This is a genomic window from Streptococcus sp. 2018037, from assembly GCF_019754195.1.
GTDB classification, from domain to species: Bacteria; Bacillota; Bacilli; order Lactobacillales; family Streptococcaceae; genus Streptococcus; species Streptococcus hashimotonensis.
Map to the genome: position 1 here is coordinate 1 of NZ_JAIJZQ010000014.1, position 18,867 is coordinate 18,867.

Consider the following 18,867-nt stretch of genomic DNA (forward strand, 5'->3'; position numbering starts at 1 on the left):
TTGGCTAAGAAATTAGCCCAAAAGAGTAGAAACAGAAAGAAAAACACAGGCAGTTCAGCTGGATTTCATCAGAAGCAGCTCAATCTGTCTGTGTTTTTTATTTACTGGCTAGTTTTTGCCCAGCCTCCTCTTTATTTTTAAGAAAATGCTAGGATAGTCGGTCAATCTATGCTATACTAGAAACGTTATTAAGTCCCGAAAAGGTAGTTTATAGACTAGTTAATATTTGCAGAAACACTTGAAACACAATTAAAGAAGCTGGTAACATTGAATAGTAAGCGTAAAAACTTTACTACACTTCAGTTACCATTTTCTTCAAATAAGGCTAATTTCATACAGTCTGGTATTGTCTTTCTCGTTGAGTATCTGGAAATTTTCCTTTGTTCAAGACAGGTGTCTTTCGCAAAGAACTAGTCGGAGACTAGTTCTTTGTAACCTTAGTAACCCGCTAGGTTTCTAGCATATATTCTATTTTAAGGGGGACATTTTTATGTCAGAACGTAAGTTGTTTACGTCTGAATCTGTTTCGGAGGGTCATCCGGATAAGATTGCAGACCAGATTTCAGATGCCATTTTGGATGCTATTTTAGCAGAGGATCCAGATGCGCACGTAGCGGCAGAGACGGCTGTTTATACAGGTAGTGTTCATGTGTTTGGAGAGATTTCAACCACTGCCTATGTAGATATTAACCGTGTGGTACGTGATACGATTGCGGAGATTGGCTATACAAAAGGTGAGTATGGTTTTTCAGCTGAGTCGGTTGGGGTTCATCCGTCACTTGTAGAGCAATCGCCAGATATTGCCCAAGGCGTCAATGAAGCTTTGGAAACTCGTCAAGATGCTAGTCAAGATCCATTGGATTTGATTGGTGCAGGTGACCAGGGGCTCATGTTTGGTTTTGCAGTAGATGAAACGCCTGAACTTATGCCGTTGCCAATTTCACTTAGTCACAAATTGGTGCGTCGTTTGGCCGAGTTGAGAAAATCTGGTGAAATTGCTTATCTCCGTCCAGATGCTAAGTCACAGGTAACGGTTGAATACGATGAAGACAATCAACCTGTTCGTGTGGATACAGTCGTTATTTCGACACAGCATGATCCAGAAGTTAGTCAGGAGCAAATTCGTCAGGATGTCATTGAACGTGTAATCAAGGAAATCATTCCAGCTCAATATTTGGATGATCAAACCAACTACTTTATCAACCCAACTGGTCGCTTTGTTATTGGTGGACCTCAAGGGGACTCTGGTTTGACAGGTCGTAAGATTATCGTTGATACTTATGGTGGTTATTCTCGTCATGGTGGCGGTGCCTTCTCTGGTAAGGATGCGACCAAAGTGGACCGTTCTGCCTCTTATGCGGCGCGTTATATCGCAAAAAATATCGTAGCAGCTGGTTTGGCTAAAAAGGCTGAAGTTCAATTGGCTTACGCTATCGGTGTTGCTCAACCAGTTTCAGTTCGCATCGATACATTTGGTACAAGTACAGTGGCTGAGAGTAAATTAGAAGCAGCTGTTCGTCAGATTTTCGATTTGCGCCCAGCGGGAATTATTCAAATGTTAGATCTCAAACGTCCGATTTACAAGCAAACTGCAGCCTATGGACACATGGGACGTACCGATATTGATCTCCCATGGGAGAAATTGGACAAGGTGGAAGCCTTGAAAACTGCGGTTTTGTAATGAAATAGTTGTCCATTTAGTGAGAAGTTTATGAAAGCGTTAATTGTCTTTGCACATCCTAGAAAAGAAAGCTTTACACATTGATCAAGCGATGAAAAGCTTGACTTCAGAATGGCTTTTCAACAGCAACGGTGCTCAAGTCATTGACCCTATCTTCTATGGGAGAGTACCTTATTTAACGAGAGAAGAGCTGGAGCTGTATCTCGTGGATGCAAGGGATCAAATTCAGAGAATTTTTCATAAATGATGAAAAGAGATTCACTAATAGTATATAAATATGAAGGACTGAGCTCATTGGCTCGGTCCTTTTGCATGCTATATAACTAGCTTTTTCCAAGACTTTATGATAGAATGAAACGTATGCCTTTTTAGGCAAATTAAGAAAGTGAATGTTAGTATGAGAAAAATTGTAATTAATGGTGGAAAAACACTGAAAGGGTCGGTTACCGTTAGTGGTGCAAAAAACTCAGTTGTTGCTCTTATTCCGGCCATTATTCTTGCAGACGGGATTGTTACTCTGGACGGAGTACCTGCAATCTCGGATGTAGATAGCTTAGTTGATATTATGAAAACAATGGGCGCGACGGTCAAGCGTGATGGTGAGACGCTTGAGATTGACCCTCGTGGTGTAAAAGACATGCCTATGCCGTTTGGCAAAATTAATAGCTTGCGTGCATCCTACTATTTTTACGGATCCCTCCTTGGTCGCTTTGGTCAAGCTGTCGTTGGTTTGCCAGGTGGTTGTGATTTGGGACCGCGTCCGATTGATTTGCACTTGAAAGCATTCGCGGCAATGGGAGCTGAGACAACCTATGAAGGTGACTATATGCGCTTGGCAACTAATGGTCAGCGTATTCAAGGGGCACATATCTTCATGGATGTTGTCAGCGTTGGTGCGACGGTTAATACTATTTTAGCAGCCGTCAAAGCAGAAGGCCGTACAGTAATTGAAAATGCGGCGCGTGAACCTGAAATTATTGATGTAGCAACGTTGCTTAACAATATGGGGGCACGTATCCGTGGTGCGGGTACAGATATTATCACCGTTGATGGTGTGGACAGTCTAAAAGGAACACGTCATCAAGTGATTCCAGACCGTATTGAAGCAGGGACTTATATTGCCCTTGCTGCTGCTGTTGGTGAAGGTATTCGCATTGATAATGTCCTTTATGAACACTTAGAGAGTTATATCGCTAAGTTGGAAGAAATGGGTGTTCGCATGACCATTTCTGAAGATAGTATTTTTGTTGAAAAGCAAGAGAAATTGAAGGCGGTAAGTGTGAAAACTTCACCTTATCCAGGTTTTGCGACAGACTTGCAGCAACCCATTACACCTTTACTGCTTAAGGCAGAAGGTACTGGTACGATTGTTGATACGATTTATGAAAAACGTGTTGGTCATGTGCAGGAGCTTGCAAATCTTGGAGCAAAAATCTCTACTCGTAACAACCATATTGCCTTTGAAGGTCCAAATCAACTGACTGGTACATCTGTTAAAGCTACTGATTTGCGTGCGGGAGCCGCAATGGTTATCGCTGGTTTAATGGCTCAAGGGCGTACAGAAATTACAAACATTGAGTTTATTCTACGTGGTTACTCAAATATTATTGATAAGCTGACAGAATTAGGTGCAGATATTCAATTGATTGAGGATTAGAGAGTCTAATTGAGAACTAGTTTCTCAAAACGTAATCGATTTAAAAAACGAAACAATCTGGGGCTGGGAGTAATTCTCAGCCCCTTGGGTACACTATGACACTTTGGACAAGACTAGCGAAGTTTGCTTGCTTTGAAACGGACCGTTTGTATTTACGACCATTTTCTTTTGAAGATGGAGAAAGTTTCTATGAAATTGTATCAAATCCCGAAAATCTTCCTTTTATCTTTCCAGCTTTGGAGGACAGAAATATTGCTTTTTCGACAATGGTTGAAAAATTTATGCGTTCACCATTGGGAAACTGGGCCTTAGTTGATAAGCATTCGGAGAGGATGATTGGTGCGCTTTGCTTTGAAAAGATAGATGAACGTCAACTTTCTGCGGAGCTCAGCTATTTCCTAAAAAAAGACTACTGGAGAAGAGGTTTGATGACGGAAGCAGTGCGGACTTTAGTCTATCTAGCTTTTTATGAGTTTGGTCTGAGGGAGCTGATTATTGTCACACATGAGGAAAATGTGGCCAGTCAGATGGTGGCGAAAAAAGCTGGTTTGGTACAGGTTGCGCAGTATCGTGGAAGTGACCGCTATAGCCATAAAACAAGAAATTATCTAAAATTTAGCTTGAAGAAGACAGATTTTAAATTAGAAATGTATGAGGAGAATGAATGATTACCATTAAATCACAACGAGAAATTGATGCAATGAACCGTGCTGGAGATGTTCTGGCTGGTATTCATATTGGTTTGCGAGAGATTATCAAGCCAGGCGTGGACATGTGGGAAGTAGAGGAATATGTCCGTAAAACGTGTAAGGAAAAGAATGTTTTGCCACTCCAAATTGGTGTTGATGGAGAATTGATGGATTATCCTTATGCAACTTGTTGTGGATTAAATGACGAGGTCGCTCATGCCTTTCCGCGTCATTACAAACTTAAAGAAGGTGATTTGCTGAAGGTCGATATGGTTTTGAGTGAGCCCTTAGACAAAGCGGTAGTTGATGTTTCTAAGCTCAATTTTAATGATGTCAAGGCTATGAAGAAAATCACCCAGACCTATCGTGGTGGTTGTGCGGATTCCTGCTGGGCTTATGCGGTTGGTCAGGTCTCTGAGGAAGTTCAAAACTTGATGGACGTGACCAAGGAATGTTTGTATCGTGGTATCGAGCAAGCCGTTGTTGGTAATCGTATCGGTGATATTGGTGCAGCCATTCAAGAATATGCAGAAGGTTTGGGCTACGGTGTTGTTCGTGACTTGGTGGGTCACGGCGTTGGACCAACCTTCCATGAAGAGCCGATGGTTCCTCACTATGGAACTAAAGGGCGTGGACTCCGTTTGCGTGAGGGCATGGTTTTGACTATCGAGCCTATGATTAATACAGGGACTTGGGAAATCGATACGGATATGAAGACTGGTTGGGCTCACAAAACACTTGATGGTGGCTTATCTTGCCAATATGAGCATCAGTTTGTCATTACTAAGGATGGTCCAGTTATTTTGACGAGTCAAGGTGAAGAAGGGACCTATTAATTCTCGGAGAGGTCGTGAATAATAGGTGAATGAGGAAGGAGGAGAGAATGAAGAAAACCAAAATAGTTGAAGGTTTGAAAACATTCTGCTCAACCTTCTTTTCTTTTTATCGTTCTGCTGATAGCGATGTAACAAGTGTTGCAGTAGCTTACTATTTGTTAATTTCTATTTTCCCTATTCTTCTAACTCTTGCGAATTTACTGCCCTATTATCCATTTGATGTGGATATGATTCTATCGGTTGTAGCTGAATTTGTGCCAGACAAGCTCTATCCTTCGGTTTCATCTTTTATCACTTCTGTATTAACAAAGCCGTCGTCATCATGGTTAGGGATTTCAATTCTGACCACTCTTTGGACCCTGTCACGTAGTATGACTATTTTGCAGAAGGCCTTTAATAAGGCTTATGGCATCAATGAACACCGTGATTTTATTATTGGGCACTTGATTGGCATATTTTTAGGAATTGGTCTGCAGGTAATTATCCTCTTAAGTATTACGCTTTTGACTTTCGGGCAGGCAGTTTTTTCTTATATTAATAAGCTGGTTCCTATTGAAGACGCCTGGCTGAAGGGACTTCTTAGTCAAACACAGTTAGTAGGTTTAATGGCTCTGTTTGCCGCCTTGGTTATGCTTTATTTCTTTTTGCCAAATGTTCGGATAAAAAAAGTTCGATATGTTTTTCCAGGAACCTTGTTTGTTCTGTTGACGATGACTTCTATTGGAAAGTTATTTTCGATTTATGTTGATAATTATGCCAATAAGTTGCTGGATTTTAGAATAGTAACAGCTGTCGTCTTTCTTGTTTTTATGCTTTGGTTTATTTTTATGGCTCAGGTACTCATCGTTGGTGCAATGATTAATGCTACGGTTCAAAGTATGCAGGTAGAAGAGTTTCATGCCAGAGATGGGGATATTGTTTCTATCTTGAATAGGCTCAAGGCAAGATTTACAGCGATAGATAAAGAATGGGAGTGAGAAAGAACTCTATTTTTCAAAAATGAGTTCGTCAACAAGTCTTTATTTCTAGTTGTTGAGCTGAAACAGTCTATTCCCAGACTGTTTCACTCCCACCCCCGCATAGCTCCAAAGGTTCGGGGAACCTTTGGAGGTTGGAGATGAAGCGAACTTTGTTCGCAACAGTCGTAATGGTCAGATTTGGAGTGTGAAACGCGAACAAATCTGCCAATCAACCACTGCGCTGAGATGTTGACACGAACTCTGAGAAATGAGGTTGGTCTTTTTGCCCAACCTCATTTCTTATCTTTAAATACAAATAATTTACTTAAAACGTAGTTTAGGACAATAACTAAGACTTGTGAGAAAAGTGTCGCAATGGCATTGACCAGGTTGATGTTGTTATGTACAAATTGTCCAATCAATTGTGGATAGGCAGCTACGAGTATATAGGCTAAAGCCATATCCAAAACAAGAGTGACAATTCGAGCGGTAGTGAATTTGATGAGGCGATGGACCCAGCCTTGCCTTACTTGCTTAAATACAAAGCGATCATTTGTCCAAAAGGCAAAGAGGATAGCTACTGCATTGGCTAAAAGAGTTACTAGCAGAATGGATGGGATGAACAGAAAGAGTCCCATACGGGTAATCATATAAACAAGGGTTGCTGCCACACCTGCAATCAAATAGAGAATAACTTCGTTATTGATGAGTTGATAAAATAGTTTTTTCATAGGACTAGTCTATCATTTTTAGGAAAAATATGCTATACTAATCAACGTTGTTGACAAATTCAATGACCCTTGGGGCTTGCTCACTTTACCCAAGCATATTTTAAGCTTTTTCGCTAAAGGAGAATTTTATGAATACATCTAAATGGACTGCCAGAGATATGGCAGAAATTGCTCTTGTTGCGGCGATTTATGTCGCTCTTACCTTAACACCGCCATTGAATGCTATTTCCTTCGGGGCTGTTCAGTTTCGTTTGTCTGAAATGCTCAATTTCTTGGCTTTTTATAATCGTAAGTATATTATCGCTGTGACCATTGGCTGCATGATTTCCAACTTGATTGGTTTTGGCGTGATTGACCTCTTTGTGGGTGGGTTCTCGACATTAATCTTCGTTACCTTGGGAGTTATTCTGTTTGAAAAATACAAGAAGGACTATCTATTCGGTGGATTATTTAACAAGGCTTTCTTTTATTTCTCATTCTTTTTTGCGGCAACTATGTTTACCATTGCTTTAGAATTAAAAGTCTTATATGATTTACCATTCTTTCTAACTTGGTTGACAACAGCAGCAGGAGAATTGCTTTCTCTATTAGTTGGAGCTGTTGTTATCGATAAACTATCCAAGAAAATAAATTTTGAAAAGTAAGTATACAATAAATGTGAGCAGACACTTTCGGGTGTCTTTTATTTTTAGGTCGCATTATTTTGTATTGATTGACAATTTAGTTTATACTGGGGATAGAAGAAATAGGAGGTCTTTTATGACAAGATATACGTTTTCAAATGGTGTAACTGTTCCTAAAATTGGTTTTGGAACTTGGCAGATACCCGATGGTGAAGTGGCGTACGGTGCGGTTTCTTATGCATTGGAAGCTGGTTATCGCCATATTGATACTGCTCAAATCTATGGCAATGAAGCTAGTGTTGGTCGAGCTATAGCTGATAGTGGCCTAGCTCGTGAGGACATTTTTTTAACAACTAAGGTTTGGAATGATAAGATTGGCTATGAAGATACCCTTGCTTCAGTAGAAGAATCCATGCAAAAACTTCAGGTGGATTATCTGGATTTGTTACTGATCCATTGGCCAAATCCAAAGGCTAGTCGCGACAGCATTGGCTGGAAGGAACGCAATGCCCAGGTTTGGAAGGCATTAGAAGAGCTCTATCGTGCTGGAAAAGTGAAAGTAATTGGAGTTTCTAACTTTATGGAACATCATCTAGAAGCTTTGCTGGAAACGGCTGAGATTATCCCGATGGCTAATCAGATTATGTTAGCACCAGGAACTCCTCAGTCAGAATTAGTTGCTTACTGCAAAGCCAAAGGGATTCTCTTGGAGGCCTATAGCCCATTTGGTACAGGAAGCCTTTTCCAAAGCCAAGAAGCAGCCGATTTGGCTAAAGAAGCTGGTTGTAGTGTTGCCCAGTTAGCATTGGCTTGGTCTTTAGATAAAGGCTTTCTCCCTCTCCCGAAATCAACTAGTCCAGGAAATATTAAGGCGAATTTGGAAATTGATGGCTTGGCTATTAGTCCGACAGCAGTTGCAAAGTTGGATAAACTAGAAGGAGTGAAAGGTCGCCTTGACCCGGATCAGGCTGAATTTTAATTAGCTATTGAGAGCATGTAGTTTATCTACGTGCTTTTTCTATTGAGTCACTTGTACCGCTTTCATGCTATAATAGTAGCTATGGAAGAAAAATATTTGAAAATTGCTCAGGAATTGGGCGTTAGTTTAAAACAGATTGATACTGTCCTGTCTTTGACAGCTGAAGGCAATACCATTCCCTTTATCGCTCGTTATCGGAAGGATGTGACGGGGAACTTGGACGAGGTGGTCATCAAGTCCATCATCGATCGGGATAAGGCCTTGACTGCTCTTGCTGACCGTAAGACTACCGTCCTTGCCAAGATTGAAGAACAAGGTAAATTGACAGACCAGCTCCGTCAGGCTATCGAGGAAGCGGAAAAGTTGGCAGATGTGGAAGAACTCTACCTACCATATAAGGAAAAACGTCGGACCAAGGCAATGGTGGCGCGTGAGGCGGGGCTGTTCCCGCTGGCTCGTCTAATTTTGCAGAATGTGGCTGATTTGGAAGAACAGGCTGCTGGTTTTATCTGCGAGGGTTTTGACACTGCCCAGGCTTGTTTGGCTGGGGCTGTGGATATTTTGGTCGAAGCTATCTCAGAAGACAATAAACTGCGGGCCTGGGTCTACCATGAAGTACAGACCAATTCAAGCCTTACTTCAGAGCTAAAAGATCAAGAAGCAGATGAAAAAGAAGTCTTTCAGATTTACTATGATTTCTCTGAGAAAGTGGCAAAAATGCAGGGTTATAAGACCCTGGCCATCAATCGTGGAGAGAAATTAGGCGTTCTCAAAGTTTCTTTTGAACACAATGTGGATAAAATGATCCGTTTCTTCGAACTGCGTTTTCCACAGTCTAATAGCTATATTAAGGATGTCATTCAGCAGGCGATCAAGAAGAAAATTTTGCCTGCTATGGAGCGTCGTATTCGAACAGAATTGACGGAAGAAGCAGAAGAAGGAGCAATCCAGCTCTTCTCTAAAAACCTACGAAATCTACTTCTTGTATCTCCCCTCAAAGGCAAGGTTGTCCTTGGTTTTGACCCTGCCTTTCGGACAGGTGCTAAGCTGGCAGTTGTAGACCAGACGGGAAAACTCTTGACAACCCAGGTCATCTATCCTGTGGAGCCGGCTGGTCAGCGACAAATTGCTCAGGCCAAGAAAGACTTGGCAGACTTGATTGGGCAATACCAAGTGGAAATTATTGCTATCGGAAATGGAACGGCCAGCCGTGAATCTGAAGCATTCGTCGCTGATTTGCTCAAGGATTTCCCAGAAGTTTCTTACGTCATCGTCAATGAAAGCGGAGCCTCTGTCTACTCAGCTTCTGAACTGGCTCGATATGAGTTCCCAGACCTCCCTGTGGAAAAACGCTCTGCCATTTCCATTGCTCGCCGTCTGCAAGACCCTCTGGCAGAGCTGGTCAAAATCGATCCCAAGTCTATCGGTGTCGGCCAGTACCAGCACGATGTCAACCAGAAATCTCTGTCTGAAAGTCTGGATTTTGTGGTCGATACAGTGGTCAACCAGGTCGGGGTCAATGTCAATACGGCCAGTCCTGCCCTTTTGGCTCACGTGGCTGGTCTCAACAAGACCATTTCGGAGAATATCGTCAAGTACCGCGAGGAAAATGGAGCCTTGACCTCTCGCCAGCAGCTTAAAAAGGTGCCTCGTCTAGGTGACAAGGCCTTTGAGCAGGCAGCTGGTTTCTTGCGCATCCCAGATGCGACTAACTTTTTGGACAATACTGGCGTGCACCCCGAGTCTTACAAGGCTGTGGAAAACCTGTTAGAACTTCTAGCTATTGACCACTTAGATGAGGCTGCGCAGGAAAAATTGAAGCAGGTGGCTATCGCAGATACGGCTGAAAAAATCGGTGTTGGTCAGGAAACCTTGAAGGACATCATTGCAGACTTGCTCAAGCCAGGTCGTGATTTACGGGATGACTTTGAGGCACCAGTCCTCCGTCAAGATGTCTTGGATGTCAAGGACTTGGTGGTAGGACAGGAATTGCAAGGTACGGTCCGCAATATTGTGGACTTTGGGGCCTTTGTGGACATCGGTGTCCATGAAGATGGCTTGGTCCACATTTCACGTATGGTTAAACGCAAACGGGATAAGAATGGACGCCAACAAGCCTTGCCTCATCCTAGCGAAGTCCTCGCCGTTGGGGAAATCGTTACTGTCTGGGTGGTTGAAGTGGACATCAAACGCAACCGAATCGGTCTTAGCCTTTTGAAACCAAATGGATCTGAATAGGTATGTGCAAGAAGTTTCCTTGCAAGACTTCGGTAAGGAATTTCGGCATCAGGCTGTCTGGAACAGGCGACTGCGGTCAACAGGTGGTCGCTTTTTTCCAAGAGATGGGCATTTGGATTTTAACCCCAAGCATTTGGAGGAGCAAGGCTTAGAAATCTTTCGGAAGATTGTCCGCCACGAGCTCTGCCATTACCATCTTTACTTTGAGAAAAAAGGCTATCGGCATGGAGATAGGGACTTCAAGGAACTGCTGGCTGCCGTGGACGGCCTGCGCTATGCTCCCAAACTGGAACAAACTGCCAAGCCAAGCCTGCTGTATACCTGTCAGTCCTGTGGACAAGTCTACCAGCGCAAGCGCCGCATTGACCTAAAAAAATACCGATGTGGGAAGTGTAGGGGAAAACTTACTTTGAAAGAATAGAGAATCAGTCTTCGGGCTGATTTTTTTGTGGAGAAATGTGATATACTAGAGTAGAATTGAGGTGAGTCTATGACGCAAAAGAGAGAAGAACGCTTAATTGAGTTATATGAAAAAGGTGTCTTGACCAAGGAAGAGGCGCGTGCCTGTTTTAAGGAAATGAATCAAGAACCAGACTTTCTTTTTGTGGAAGAAAAAGTAAAATTGAATTTTACCTTGCCAAGTTTTAAGGTCTTTGCTTCCTCCAAATTGAAACAATCCTATAGTTTTGAAGGGATTGAATCACTCTTTTTAAAATTATCTGAGGGACGTCTAACTTTGGCTAAGTCTAAAAATAATCAGATTAGTGTGGAGATTTGCTACAATCAAGATGCACCAGAAGATAAGCTTCCTCGTCTTTATGTTGAAAAAAAGGGGCTTTATTTTCACAGTAGTTTGGCCTGTCGTTTGACAATCAACTTGCCTCAGGAATGGATGTCAGTGCTGGACTTGGAACTTGGTCAGGCAGATGCTCGCTTGGATTACTTACCATTTGAAGATATTTCTATCCGCAGTTCAAGGGATAAAAAACAACAGGATATTCGCTTGACGACTTGCGGTGGTTATCCCCAACACTTGTATGTGCAACTAGCTCAGGCTCCCTTGACTTTACAAACTGGCAAAGGTCAGGGAATTCGGGGGCAGATTGAGTCGCAATCAGGTCATGTCTTGGTTAACCGGAAAAAGAAAAATAGTCCCTATCAGTTTGAAAAATCTGGCAATGATTTACTTTTCTTGAAGGTACAAACAGGTCAAGGGGGCTTTTACGTGAAAGGAATAAAAGATGTCAATTGAATTATATAAAGTGAGGCAGGGGAAGATAGTATCTGGGGTTCTTGCCGGCATAGCGCATAAATTGGGCTGGGAATCCTGGGTAACACGCGCGATATTTATTGCAGGCCTCCTCTTAGGCAAATCCTTCCTCCTTCTGATTGCTCTCTATATTGCAGCAGCTTATTTTTTACCTTATAAGGAAGATAGGGATGCGGAACGCTATGGAACAGGTCCACGTAAGATAAAAGAAGCGGAAAAGATAAATAAGTCTTGGTTTGAATAATGCAAAAAAACTTGAGTTTAAAGGCTCAAGTTTTTTGTATGTTTAGTTTGTGTGGCTTGCGATGATGTCCATTTGTCCTGTAAAAGTCCAGTCTGTCACATCGGCTGGTAAGATAAAGTGGCTTCCTTTTTGAAGTGGGTAGCTGGTTTCACCGACTTGGATGGCACCTTCCCCTTCGATGACACTGACAAGCAGGTAGGGAACTGTCTGTTCCATTTTGATTTCTTGTTGGATATTCCATTTATATACGGTAAAGAAGGGATTGGCAACCAGAAGTGTTGAGTCAAGATTGCCCGCTTTGAGGTGGGCAGGTGTTGAGTTAGCAACAGGTCCGATGGTCAGTACATCAATCGATTTCTCAATGTGTAGTTCACGGAGGTTGCCTGCATCGTCACGGCGGTCAAAGTCATAGACACGGTAGGTTGTATCGCTAGATTGTTGGGTTTCTAAAATAAGGATTCCCTTACCGATGGCGTGCATGGTGCCGCTTGGTACAAAGAAGAAATCACCTTTTTTGACGGGTACATGGGTCAACAGCTTGTCCCAATCTCCAGCTTCGATTTGCTGACGGAGTTCTTCTTTGGATTGGGCATTGTGACCATAAATGATTTCAGCTCCGTCTTCGGCTTCCAAAATATACCAACATTCTGTTTTGCCCAGTTCCCCTTCGTGAGCCAAACCATAGCTATCATCGGGATGGACTTGGACGCTGAGCCAATCGTCTGCATCAAGGATTTTTGTTAATAATGGAAAGACATCATCTGTTGGATTGCCAAATAAATGTTTTTCATTCTTATAGAGGTCATCCAGTCCTCTTCCTTTATATTGACCGTTTGAGACTGTTGTTACGCCATTTGGATGGGCAGAAATAGCCCAGCATTCACCAGTCTTTTCACTAGGAATGTCGTAGTGGTAGTTGGTTCTTAGGCGATTGCCCCCCCAAATTTTTTCGTGCATAACAGGTGTGAGAAACAATGGTTCCATGATTTTCTCCTTAATAGTAAGTATTAATCTATATAAAGTATAACAGATTTGTTAGAAATATGTAGCACTGGGAGGGAAGTGCATTTAATCTGTGGAAGTTTTGCTAATTTTGTGAGAAAAAGAAAGAAACTCATTCTTTTTACCAAATCAGCCACTTGTTTTTCCCCCAACCCCTAGCTTATGGTATAATATAATAAAACTGAAAGTGAGGGAAGAAATGACCGTTTATGTGAAAGATTTGGTCGATAATCTGCGGATTGAATGTGCTTACAGTACGGAAGAGCTCCTGCAAAAGCAAATTACGACGGCAGATATTACCCGACCAGGATTGGAAATGACTGGCTATTTTGATTACTATGCTCCAGAGCGCATCCAGTTGATAGGGATGAAGGAGTGGTCTTATTTGATGGCCATGACTGCCCATAACCGCTATCAGGTTCTTTCTCAGATGTTCCAGCCAGAAACCCCTGTTGTCATAGTGGCACGTGGTTTGGAAATCCCTGAGGAGATGTACAAGGCTGCAAAAGAAAAACAAATTGCTATCTGTCGAAGCAAGACAGCAACCAGTCGTCTATCGGGAGAATTGTCTTCTTACTTGGATAGTCGTCTGGCTCAGCGGACGAGTGTACACGGTGTCTTGATGGACATTTACGGTATGGGTGTGCTTATCCAGGGCGATTCTGGTATCGGTAAGAGTGAGACTGGTCTTGAGTTGGTTAAACGAGGACACCGATTGGTGGCTGATGACCGTGTTGATGTCTATGCAAAAGACGATGTCACTCTCTGGGGTGAACCTGCGGAAATTCTGCGCCACTTATTAGAGATTCGAGGAGTCGGCATTATCGACATCATGAGCCTATACGGTGCTAGTGCCGTGAAAGATTCATCAGAAGTGCAATTAGCTGTCTATCTTGAAAATTTTGAAACAGGTAAGGTATTTGACCGTTTGGGAAATTCTGGCGATAGTATCGAAATAGCAGGAATTGCTATTCCACAAATACGTATTCCTGTAAAAACCGGTCGAAATATTTCTGTCGTAATTGAAGCAGCAGCCATGAACTACCGTGCCAAACAGATGGGGTTTGATGCCACGAAGATCTTCGAAGAACGCTTGTCTAATCTAATTGAACATAATAGAGAAGAGGTTTAATATGGATCCTATTGCGATAAAATTAGGCCCCTTAGAAATTCGTTGGTATGCAATCTGCATTTTGCTTGGTCTGATTCTAGGTGTTTATCTGGCGACAAAAGAGGGACCACGAAAGAAAATCCGTCAGGACGATATTTTAGATTTTATTCTAATCGCATTTCCGCTTTCTATCCTGGGGGCACGGATTTACTATGTAGCCTTTTCATGGAGCGAATACAAGGATAACATTTTATCTATCTTCGCTATCTGGAACGGTGGTATTGCCATCTATGGTGGTTTGATTACAGGTGCGATTGTCCTTTATTTCTTTACCCAGTATCGCTTTATTAATACCCTGGATTTTTTGGATATTGTAGCGCCATCGGTCATGATTGCTCAGGCAATCGGTCGTTGGGGAAATTTCTTTAACCAAGAGGCCTATGGTAAGGCAGTAGAAAGTTTGAACTACCTGCCAGCCTTTATCCGAGACCAGATGTATATTGATGGTGCCTACCGTCAACCAACCTTCTTGTTTGAGTCTCTCTGGAATTTGCTAGGCTTTGGCTTGGTTTGTGTGTTACGTAGACGGCCAAAATTCCTTAAACAGGGAGAAATAACAGCTTTCTACCTAGTCTGGTATGGTTGTGGTCGCCTTTTGATAGAAGGCTTGCGGACGGACAGCCTCATGTTCTTGGGAATACGTGTTTCACAATGGCTATCTGGGGTGTTAATCCTCGTTGGTATTATCATGGTTGTGTTGCGGAGAAGAAAGTCTTCTATTTCATTCTATCAACCCTAAAGGAGAAGATATGATTATTGAAATTTCTGTCTTGATTATTGCCTTGTCCATCGCGGCGGTGGCAGTATATATTGTTTTGTTGTTGAAAAAATTGGGTACGGTAACGGATGAAGCCCAGCAAACGCTTAAGGTCTTGACCAGTGATGTCAATGTGACTCTCTATCAGACCAACGAGCTTTTGGCTAAAACCAATGTCTTAGTCGAAGATGTAAATGGTAAGGTTTCGACCCTTGATCCTCTTTTTGTAGCGGTAGCTGACTTGTCAACTTCTGTATCTGATTTGAATGCTTCAGCGCGTGATTTGACAGTCAAAGCTAAGTCTGCTGGAGCAAGTACTGTAAAAGCTGGCGGAGCTCTTTCAGCTCTGTCAACTCTCTCATCTCTCTTAGGTAAGAAAGGAGAAAAAAATGGTAAAAAAATCTAGTAGCGTGTGGACTAGCCTTTTGTTAGGGGCAGCAGGCGGAGCTGCTGCAGCTGCTTTTCTAGCAAGTAAAACTGGTAAAACAGTCAAAGAAAAAGTCGTAAACTTTGCTAATGACTATAAAGAAAACCATGAAGAAATCAATGCTGATTTTGTCGCTAAGGCACAAGATTTAGGCAAACAAGCGACTGAACGATTTACTGAAGTAAAAACTCAACTTGAAACTGGTGAATTGACAGTAGAAGATTTGGTCAAGTCTGGTAAGGAAAAATCCTTGGAAACCTTTGAGCAAATCAAGGAAAAAATTGCGGAACAAAACTTGTCAACGGCTGACATTTTGGAAGCTATCAAGGCAAAAACTGCTAAAGCTCCGACAGTGGATTTGACAGAAGAAGATATTGAGGATGCTGTAGTTGTGTCTGAAGATATTGAGCTTACAATTGATGATGTCATCATCGAACCTGTATCAGAAACAGTTTCAGAAGTAGCAAGCGAAACTGCCTCAGAAACAGTTGAAGGATAAAAAGAAACTAGCTTAGAATGTTCTAGGCTAGTTTTGTTATCTGATTATCATTTGTTTTGTGTAAATTAATACTCAATGAAAATCAAAAGTAGCCTAGGAAACGAAGCCGAAGATAGAACTGGAGTTCATCAAGGCAAGTTGACAACGGATAATTTTGATTTTCGAAGAGTATAAAAGCAGATAATTTCAGGGGTTTAATATGTTTGAGTGGATGAAGACGGGAATCTATAATAAGGTAGTTGATGTCTCAAAATAGTCAAAATGATTGACTATTTTTCTTTTTTTGGTAAAATAGTAAAAAATATTGACTAACATGATTACAGGAGGAAGTCGTTGTGAAAATTGTTGTTGTTTTGAACACTAGTAGACCAGAGGCTTTTAGTAAGGTAGTTGTGCTCACTGAGGAGGGGGAAGGATGATGGAAGTTGAGAAAAGGAGTAAGGATTATGCTCGTATGTTTGACCAGCAAGTCGGTCTTTATGAAGACTATGCTCGTGGACATGGACTCAATGCAAAATGCTTATCCATTCTCATGTGGATTTATTATAATCCCGGAGGTGTGACGCAAAACTGGGTCAGTAAGAAGACCTATTCAAGCAAACAAGTTGTCAATGCTACTGTAAAGAAATTTTTGGATGGAGGCCTGGTAGTTTTAGAGGAGAATCTAGCAGATAAGCGACATAAGAAAATTAAATTGACAGAGGAGGGGCAACAATTTGCTAGTCGCATTTTGGATCCCTTAGAGGAGGCGGAAAATAAGGCGCTGTCTCAACTCAGTCAGGAGGAACAGGAGATTATGCTAGGATTAATTCAGCGCTACAGTCAGAGTCTCATGGCTATTTTAAAAGGAGAAGATGATGATTGATTATCAAAATGTATCTCTGACCTGTAAGGTTAGTGGACCAATCTTGAAAAATTTGACCTTTGATATTCAAGAAGGGGAGTTCTTTGTCTTGATTGGACCAAGCGGTAGTGGAAAGACAACCACGCTGAAATTGATTAACCGTCTAATTGAGCAGACCGAGGGAGAGGTTTTTTTTCAAGGTAAGCGACTTAAGGATTTCGACCTGCGTGAATTACGTTTGGAGACAGGTTATGTTCTTCAGCAGATAGCCCTTTTTCCAAATATGACGGTAGCTGAAAATATCGCTCTTATTCCTGAAATGAAAGGTCTGGGTAAGGAAGAAACCTTGACGAGGACGAGAGAGCTCTTGACCAAGGTTGGCTTGGAACCAGACAGCTATCTGGATCGTTTGCCCAAGGACTTATCTGGGGGAGAAAAACAGCGGGTTAGCATTCTGCGGGCCATCATTGCAAATCCGAAAGTGTTACTCATGGACGAACCTTTCTCAGCTCTGGATCCAATCAGTAAGGCTCAGTTGCAGGACTTGATTAAGGAATTACATGAGGAATTCAAGATGACAACGGTTTTCGTTACCCATGATATGGATGAGGCGGTTAAATTGGCGGATCGCATCTGTCTCATGCAAGATGGACAAGTTGTGCAATTAGGAAGTCCTGATGAATTGAGGAATCATCCTGCCAATGATTTTGTCAAGGAATTTATCAGAGCTCGAGGAGGTATGTAATGAACCTATTTGAAACCTTTATAGAACGCAAGGATGAGTGGGGAATCGCTCTTTTTGAACACCTTCGCATCTCCCTTCTAGCTTTGATTATTGCGATTGCAATTGCAGTACCTTTGGGACTGATTCTATCTAGTAAAAAACGCTTGACTGAGTGGAGCCTGCAAATAACAGGTATCTTCCAAACTATTCCATCCCTTGCTTTGCTTGGTCTTTTCATTCCTTTTATGGGAATCGGGGCCTTGCCAGCAGTAGTAGCACTCGTTATTTATGCTATCTTTCCTATCTTGCAGGGGACATTGACAGGACTTGGAGAAATCGACCCTTCCCTGGAAGAAGCAGCAACCGCTTTTGGTATGAATAAATGGGAGAAGTTGAAAAAATTTAAGTTAGCTCTTGCCATGCCTATTTTGATGTCAGGGATTCGGACAGCTTCCATTATGATTATCGGAACGGCGACTCTGGCGGCCTTGGTGGGGGCTGGGGGCCTTGGCTCCTTTATTCTACTTGGAATTGACCGCAATGATTCAGCCTTGATTTTGATTGGTGCGGTATCGTCGGCTGTCCTTGCAGTACTTTTCGGTTACGGCATTCGTCTGTTGCAGGATAAGAAACCCAAGACAATTTTGTTGGCTCTATTGGTGACTTTATTTACTGTTGGAGCTAGTTATGTTCCCATGCTTAACTTTTCCACAAAGCAGTTGGTCATTGCAGGGAAGCTCGGTGCAGAACCTGAAATTCTCATCAATATGTATAAGTTGTTGATTGAAGACCAGACAGACATCAAGGTGGAGATAAAACCTAATTTCGGAAAGACTAGCTTCCTTTATGAGGCACTCAAATCAGGTTCTATTGATATTTATCCTGAGTACACAGGGACCATTACAAGTACTCTTTTGAAAAATTCATCAATGGATTTATCTACTAATTCTGATGAGGTTTACACTTATGCCAAAGAGGCGATTTTGGAGCAGGATGGCTTGGTTTACCTGGCACCAATGGCTTTCCAGAATACCTATGCTTTGGCTGTAACGGAAGATTATGCTCGGAAAAATAGGATTGAAAAGATTTCGGATTTGGCAAAAGTGCAACAGACAGCTGTCGCAGGCTTCTCTTTAGAGTTTAATGACCGCGAAGATGGTAATATCGGTCTAAAAAATCTATACAATCTCCAACTTAATGTCAAGACCATGGAGCCAGCCCTTCGTTATGAAGCTATTAAGAGTGGTAATGTGCAGATTATCGAAGCATATTCTACTGATAGCAAGGTAGTCACTTACAAATTGAAAATCCTAGAAGATGACAAACAGCTCTTCCCACCCTATCAGGCTGCTCCGCTATTGTCCAAAGAAACCTTAGAAAAATATCCTGAGTTGGAGCAAGTCCTAGGAGTCTTGGCAGGCAAAATCTCGACCGAGGAAATGACCCAGATGAACTATGCGGTCGATGTGGAAGGCAAGTCGGCAGAGCAAGTGGCGAGGGAATATTTGGAACGAGAAGGATTGTTAAAATAGGAGA

At 42.1% G+C, this 18,867-nt stretch carries 20 protein-coding genes, 1 pseudogene and 1 riboswitch; of the genes and pseudogenes, 19 read left to right on the forward strand and 2 right to left on the reverse strand.

Annotation, left to right across the window (positions count from 1 at the left end; all coding sequences use genetic code 11):
- Window positions 1-490: 490 nt before the first annotated feature.
- The 6 genes and pseudogenes from metK (at window position 491) to K5Q29_RS06400 (ending at window position 5,840) form a co-directional block, all read left to right on the forward strand.
- Window positions 491-1,681 carry a methionine adenosyltransferase gene (metK, locus tag K5Q29_RS06380; protein WP_105249560.1) on the forward strand — a complete coding sequence of 397 codons (1,191 nt, stop codon included), beginning with the start codon at window positions 491-493 and terminating at the stop codon, window positions 1,679-1,681.
- A 79-nt stretch (window positions 1,682-1,760) separates the two neighbouring features.
- A pseudogene (locus K5Q29_RS10870) lies at window positions 1,761-1,928 on the forward strand (flavodoxin family protein); the annotation flags it as partial.
- 150 nt (window positions 1,929-2,078) lie between these two features.
- Entirely contained in the window at window positions 2,079-3,338 is a 1,260-nt protein-coding gene (locus K5Q29_RS06385; RefSeq protein ID WP_172030194.1) for a UDP-N-acetylglucosamine 1-carboxyvinyltransferase, read from the forward strand.
- 95 nt (window positions 3,339-3,433) lie between these two features.
- Window positions 3,434-4,006 carry a GNAT family N-acetyltransferase gene (locus tag K5Q29_RS06390; RefSeq protein ID WP_044753953.1) on the forward strand — a complete coding sequence of 191 codons (573 nt, stop codon included), beginning with the start codon at window positions 3,434-3,436 and terminating at the stop codon, window positions 4,004-4,006.
- Entirely contained in the window at window positions 4,003-4,863 is an 861-nt protein-coding gene (locus K5Q29_RS06395) for a methionyl aminopeptidase (protein ID WP_002936813.1), read from the forward strand. Before K5Q29_RS06390 ends, K5Q29_RS06395 begins: the two co-directional genes overlap by 4 nt.
- 47 nt (window positions 4,864-4,910) lie before the next feature.
- Complete coding sequence (locus tag K5Q29_RS06400) at window positions 4,911-5,840, forward strand: YihY/virulence factor BrkB family protein (RefSeq protein WP_024384997.1); 930 nt, start codon at window positions 4,911-4,913, stop codon at window positions 5,838-5,840.
- A 275-nt stretch (window positions 5,841-6,115) separates the two neighbouring features.
- On the opposite strand, the gene K5Q29_RS06405 is transcribed toward K5Q29_RS06400, so the two are convergent.
- Window positions 6,116-6,553, reverse strand: a complete 438-nt coding sequence (locus K5Q29_RS06405; RefSeq protein ID WP_205032624.1) for a GtrA family protein — start codon at window positions 6,551-6,553, stop codon at window positions 6,116-6,118.
- Between the two features lie 28 nt (window positions 6,554-6,581).
- Window positions 6,582-6,684, forward strand: a riboswitch (PreQ1 riboswitch).
- Here K5Q29_RS06405 and K5Q29_RS06410 point away from each other — a divergent pair.
- The 6 genes from K5Q29_RS06410 to K5Q29_RS06435 all read left to right on the forward strand — a co-directional run bounded on the left by K5Q29_RS06410 (window position 6,682) and on the right by K5Q29_RS06435 (window position 11,907).
- The gene (locus K5Q29_RS06410; RefSeq protein WP_012027540.1) at window positions 6,682-7,197 is read left to right on the forward strand and encodes a QueT transporter family protein; all 516 of its coding nucleotides are present in this window, start codon (window positions 6,682-6,684) and stop codon (window positions 7,195-7,197) included. It overlaps the preceding riboswitch by 3 nt.
- Window positions 7,198-7,312: 115 nt before the next feature.
- Window positions 7,313-8,155, forward strand: coding sequence for an aldo/keto reductase (locus K5Q29_RS06415; RefSeq protein WP_205032625.1), 843 nt, complete (start codon window positions 7,313-7,315; stop codon window positions 8,153-8,155).
- A gap of 81 nt (window positions 8,156-8,236) precedes the next feature.
- A complete protein-coding gene (locus K5Q29_RS06420) occupies window positions 8,237-10,393 on the forward strand; it encodes a Tex family protein (protein ID WP_105139808.1) in 2,157 nt (718 codons plus the stop codon).
- On the forward strand, window positions 10,380-10,814 hold the full coding sequence (locus K5Q29_RS06425) for a SprT family protein (protein ID WP_105139809.1): 435 nt from the start codon (window positions 10,380-10,382) through the stop codon (window positions 10,812-10,814). Before K5Q29_RS06420 ends, K5Q29_RS06425 begins: the two co-directional genes overlap by 14 nt.
- Window positions 10,815-10,883: 69 nt before the next feature.
- Window positions 10,884-11,645 (forward strand): hypothetical protein, encoded by a 762-nt coding sequence (locus K5Q29_RS06430; protein WP_012027536.1) that lies wholly within the window; start codon window positions 10,884-10,886, stop codon window positions 11,643-11,645.
- Window positions 11,635-11,907, forward strand: coding sequence for a PspC domain-containing protein (locus K5Q29_RS06435; RefSeq protein ID WP_002936774.1), 273 nt, complete (start codon window positions 11,635-11,637; stop codon window positions 11,905-11,907). The genes K5Q29_RS06430 and K5Q29_RS06435 overlap by 11 nt, the downstream gene beginning before the upstream one ends.
- A 42-nt stretch (window positions 11,908-11,949) precedes the next feature.
- Here K5Q29_RS06435 and manA read toward each other — a convergent pair whose 3' ends face one another.
- Window positions 11,950-12,891, reverse strand: coding sequence for a mannose-6-phosphate isomerase, class I (gene manA, locus K5Q29_RS06440; protein ID WP_061746089.1), 942 nt, complete (start codon window positions 12,889-12,891; stop codon window positions 11,950-11,952).
- Window positions 12,892-13,108: 217 nt separating this feature from the next.
- Between manA and hprK the strand changes: the two genes are divergently transcribed.
- The 7 genes from hprK (at window position 13,109) to K5Q29_RS06475 (ending at window position 18,863) form a co-directional block, all read left to right on the forward strand.
- Window positions 13,109-14,041, forward strand: a complete 933-nt coding sequence (gene hprK, locus K5Q29_RS06445) for an HPr(Ser) kinase/phosphatase (RefSeq protein WP_002936769.1) — start codon at window positions 13,109-13,111, stop codon at window positions 14,039-14,041.
- A gap of 1 nt (window position 14,042) precedes the next feature.
- Window positions 14,043-14,819 carry a prolipoprotein diacylglyceryl transferase gene (gene lgt / locus K5Q29_RS06450; protein ID WP_023371045.1) on the forward strand — a complete coding sequence of 259 codons (777 nt, stop codon included), beginning with the start codon at window positions 14,043-14,045 and terminating at the stop codon, window positions 14,817-14,819.
- Between the two features lie 13 nt (window positions 14,820-14,832).
- Window positions 14,833-15,243 carry a DUF948 domain-containing protein gene (locus K5Q29_RS06455; RefSeq protein ID WP_024376744.1) on the forward strand — a complete coding sequence of 137 codons (411 nt, stop codon included), beginning with the start codon at window positions 14,833-14,835 and terminating at the stop codon, window positions 15,241-15,243.
- Window positions 15,227-15,763: a YtxH domain-containing protein gene (locus K5Q29_RS06460; RefSeq protein ID WP_221877065.1), complete on the forward strand. Its 537-nt coding sequence runs from the start codon at window positions 15,227-15,229 to the stop codon at window positions 15,761-15,763. The genes K5Q29_RS06455 and K5Q29_RS06460 overlap by 17 nt, the downstream gene beginning before the upstream one ends.
- 415 nt (window positions 15,764-16,178) lie before the next feature.
- Window positions 16,179-16,628 (forward strand): MarR family winged helix-turn-helix transcriptional regulator, encoded by a 450-nt coding sequence (locus K5Q29_RS06465; protein WP_105159239.1) that lies wholly within the window; start codon window positions 16,179-16,181, stop codon window positions 16,626-16,628.
- Complete coding sequence (locus tag K5Q29_RS06470; RefSeq protein ID WP_009910543.1) at window positions 16,621-17,352, forward strand: ABC transporter ATP-binding protein; 732 nt, start codon at window positions 16,621-16,623, stop codon at window positions 17,350-17,352. The genes K5Q29_RS06465 and K5Q29_RS06470 overlap by 8 nt, the downstream gene beginning before the upstream one ends.
- On the forward strand, window positions 17,352-18,863 hold the full coding sequence (locus K5Q29_RS06475) for an ABC transporter permease/substrate-binding protein (RefSeq protein WP_221877066.1): 1,512 nt from the start codon (window positions 17,352-17,354) through the stop codon (window positions 18,861-18,863). The genes K5Q29_RS06470 and K5Q29_RS06475 overlap by 1 nt, the downstream gene beginning before the upstream one ends.
- The last annotated feature ends 4 nt before the right edge of the window (window positions 18,864-18,867 follow it).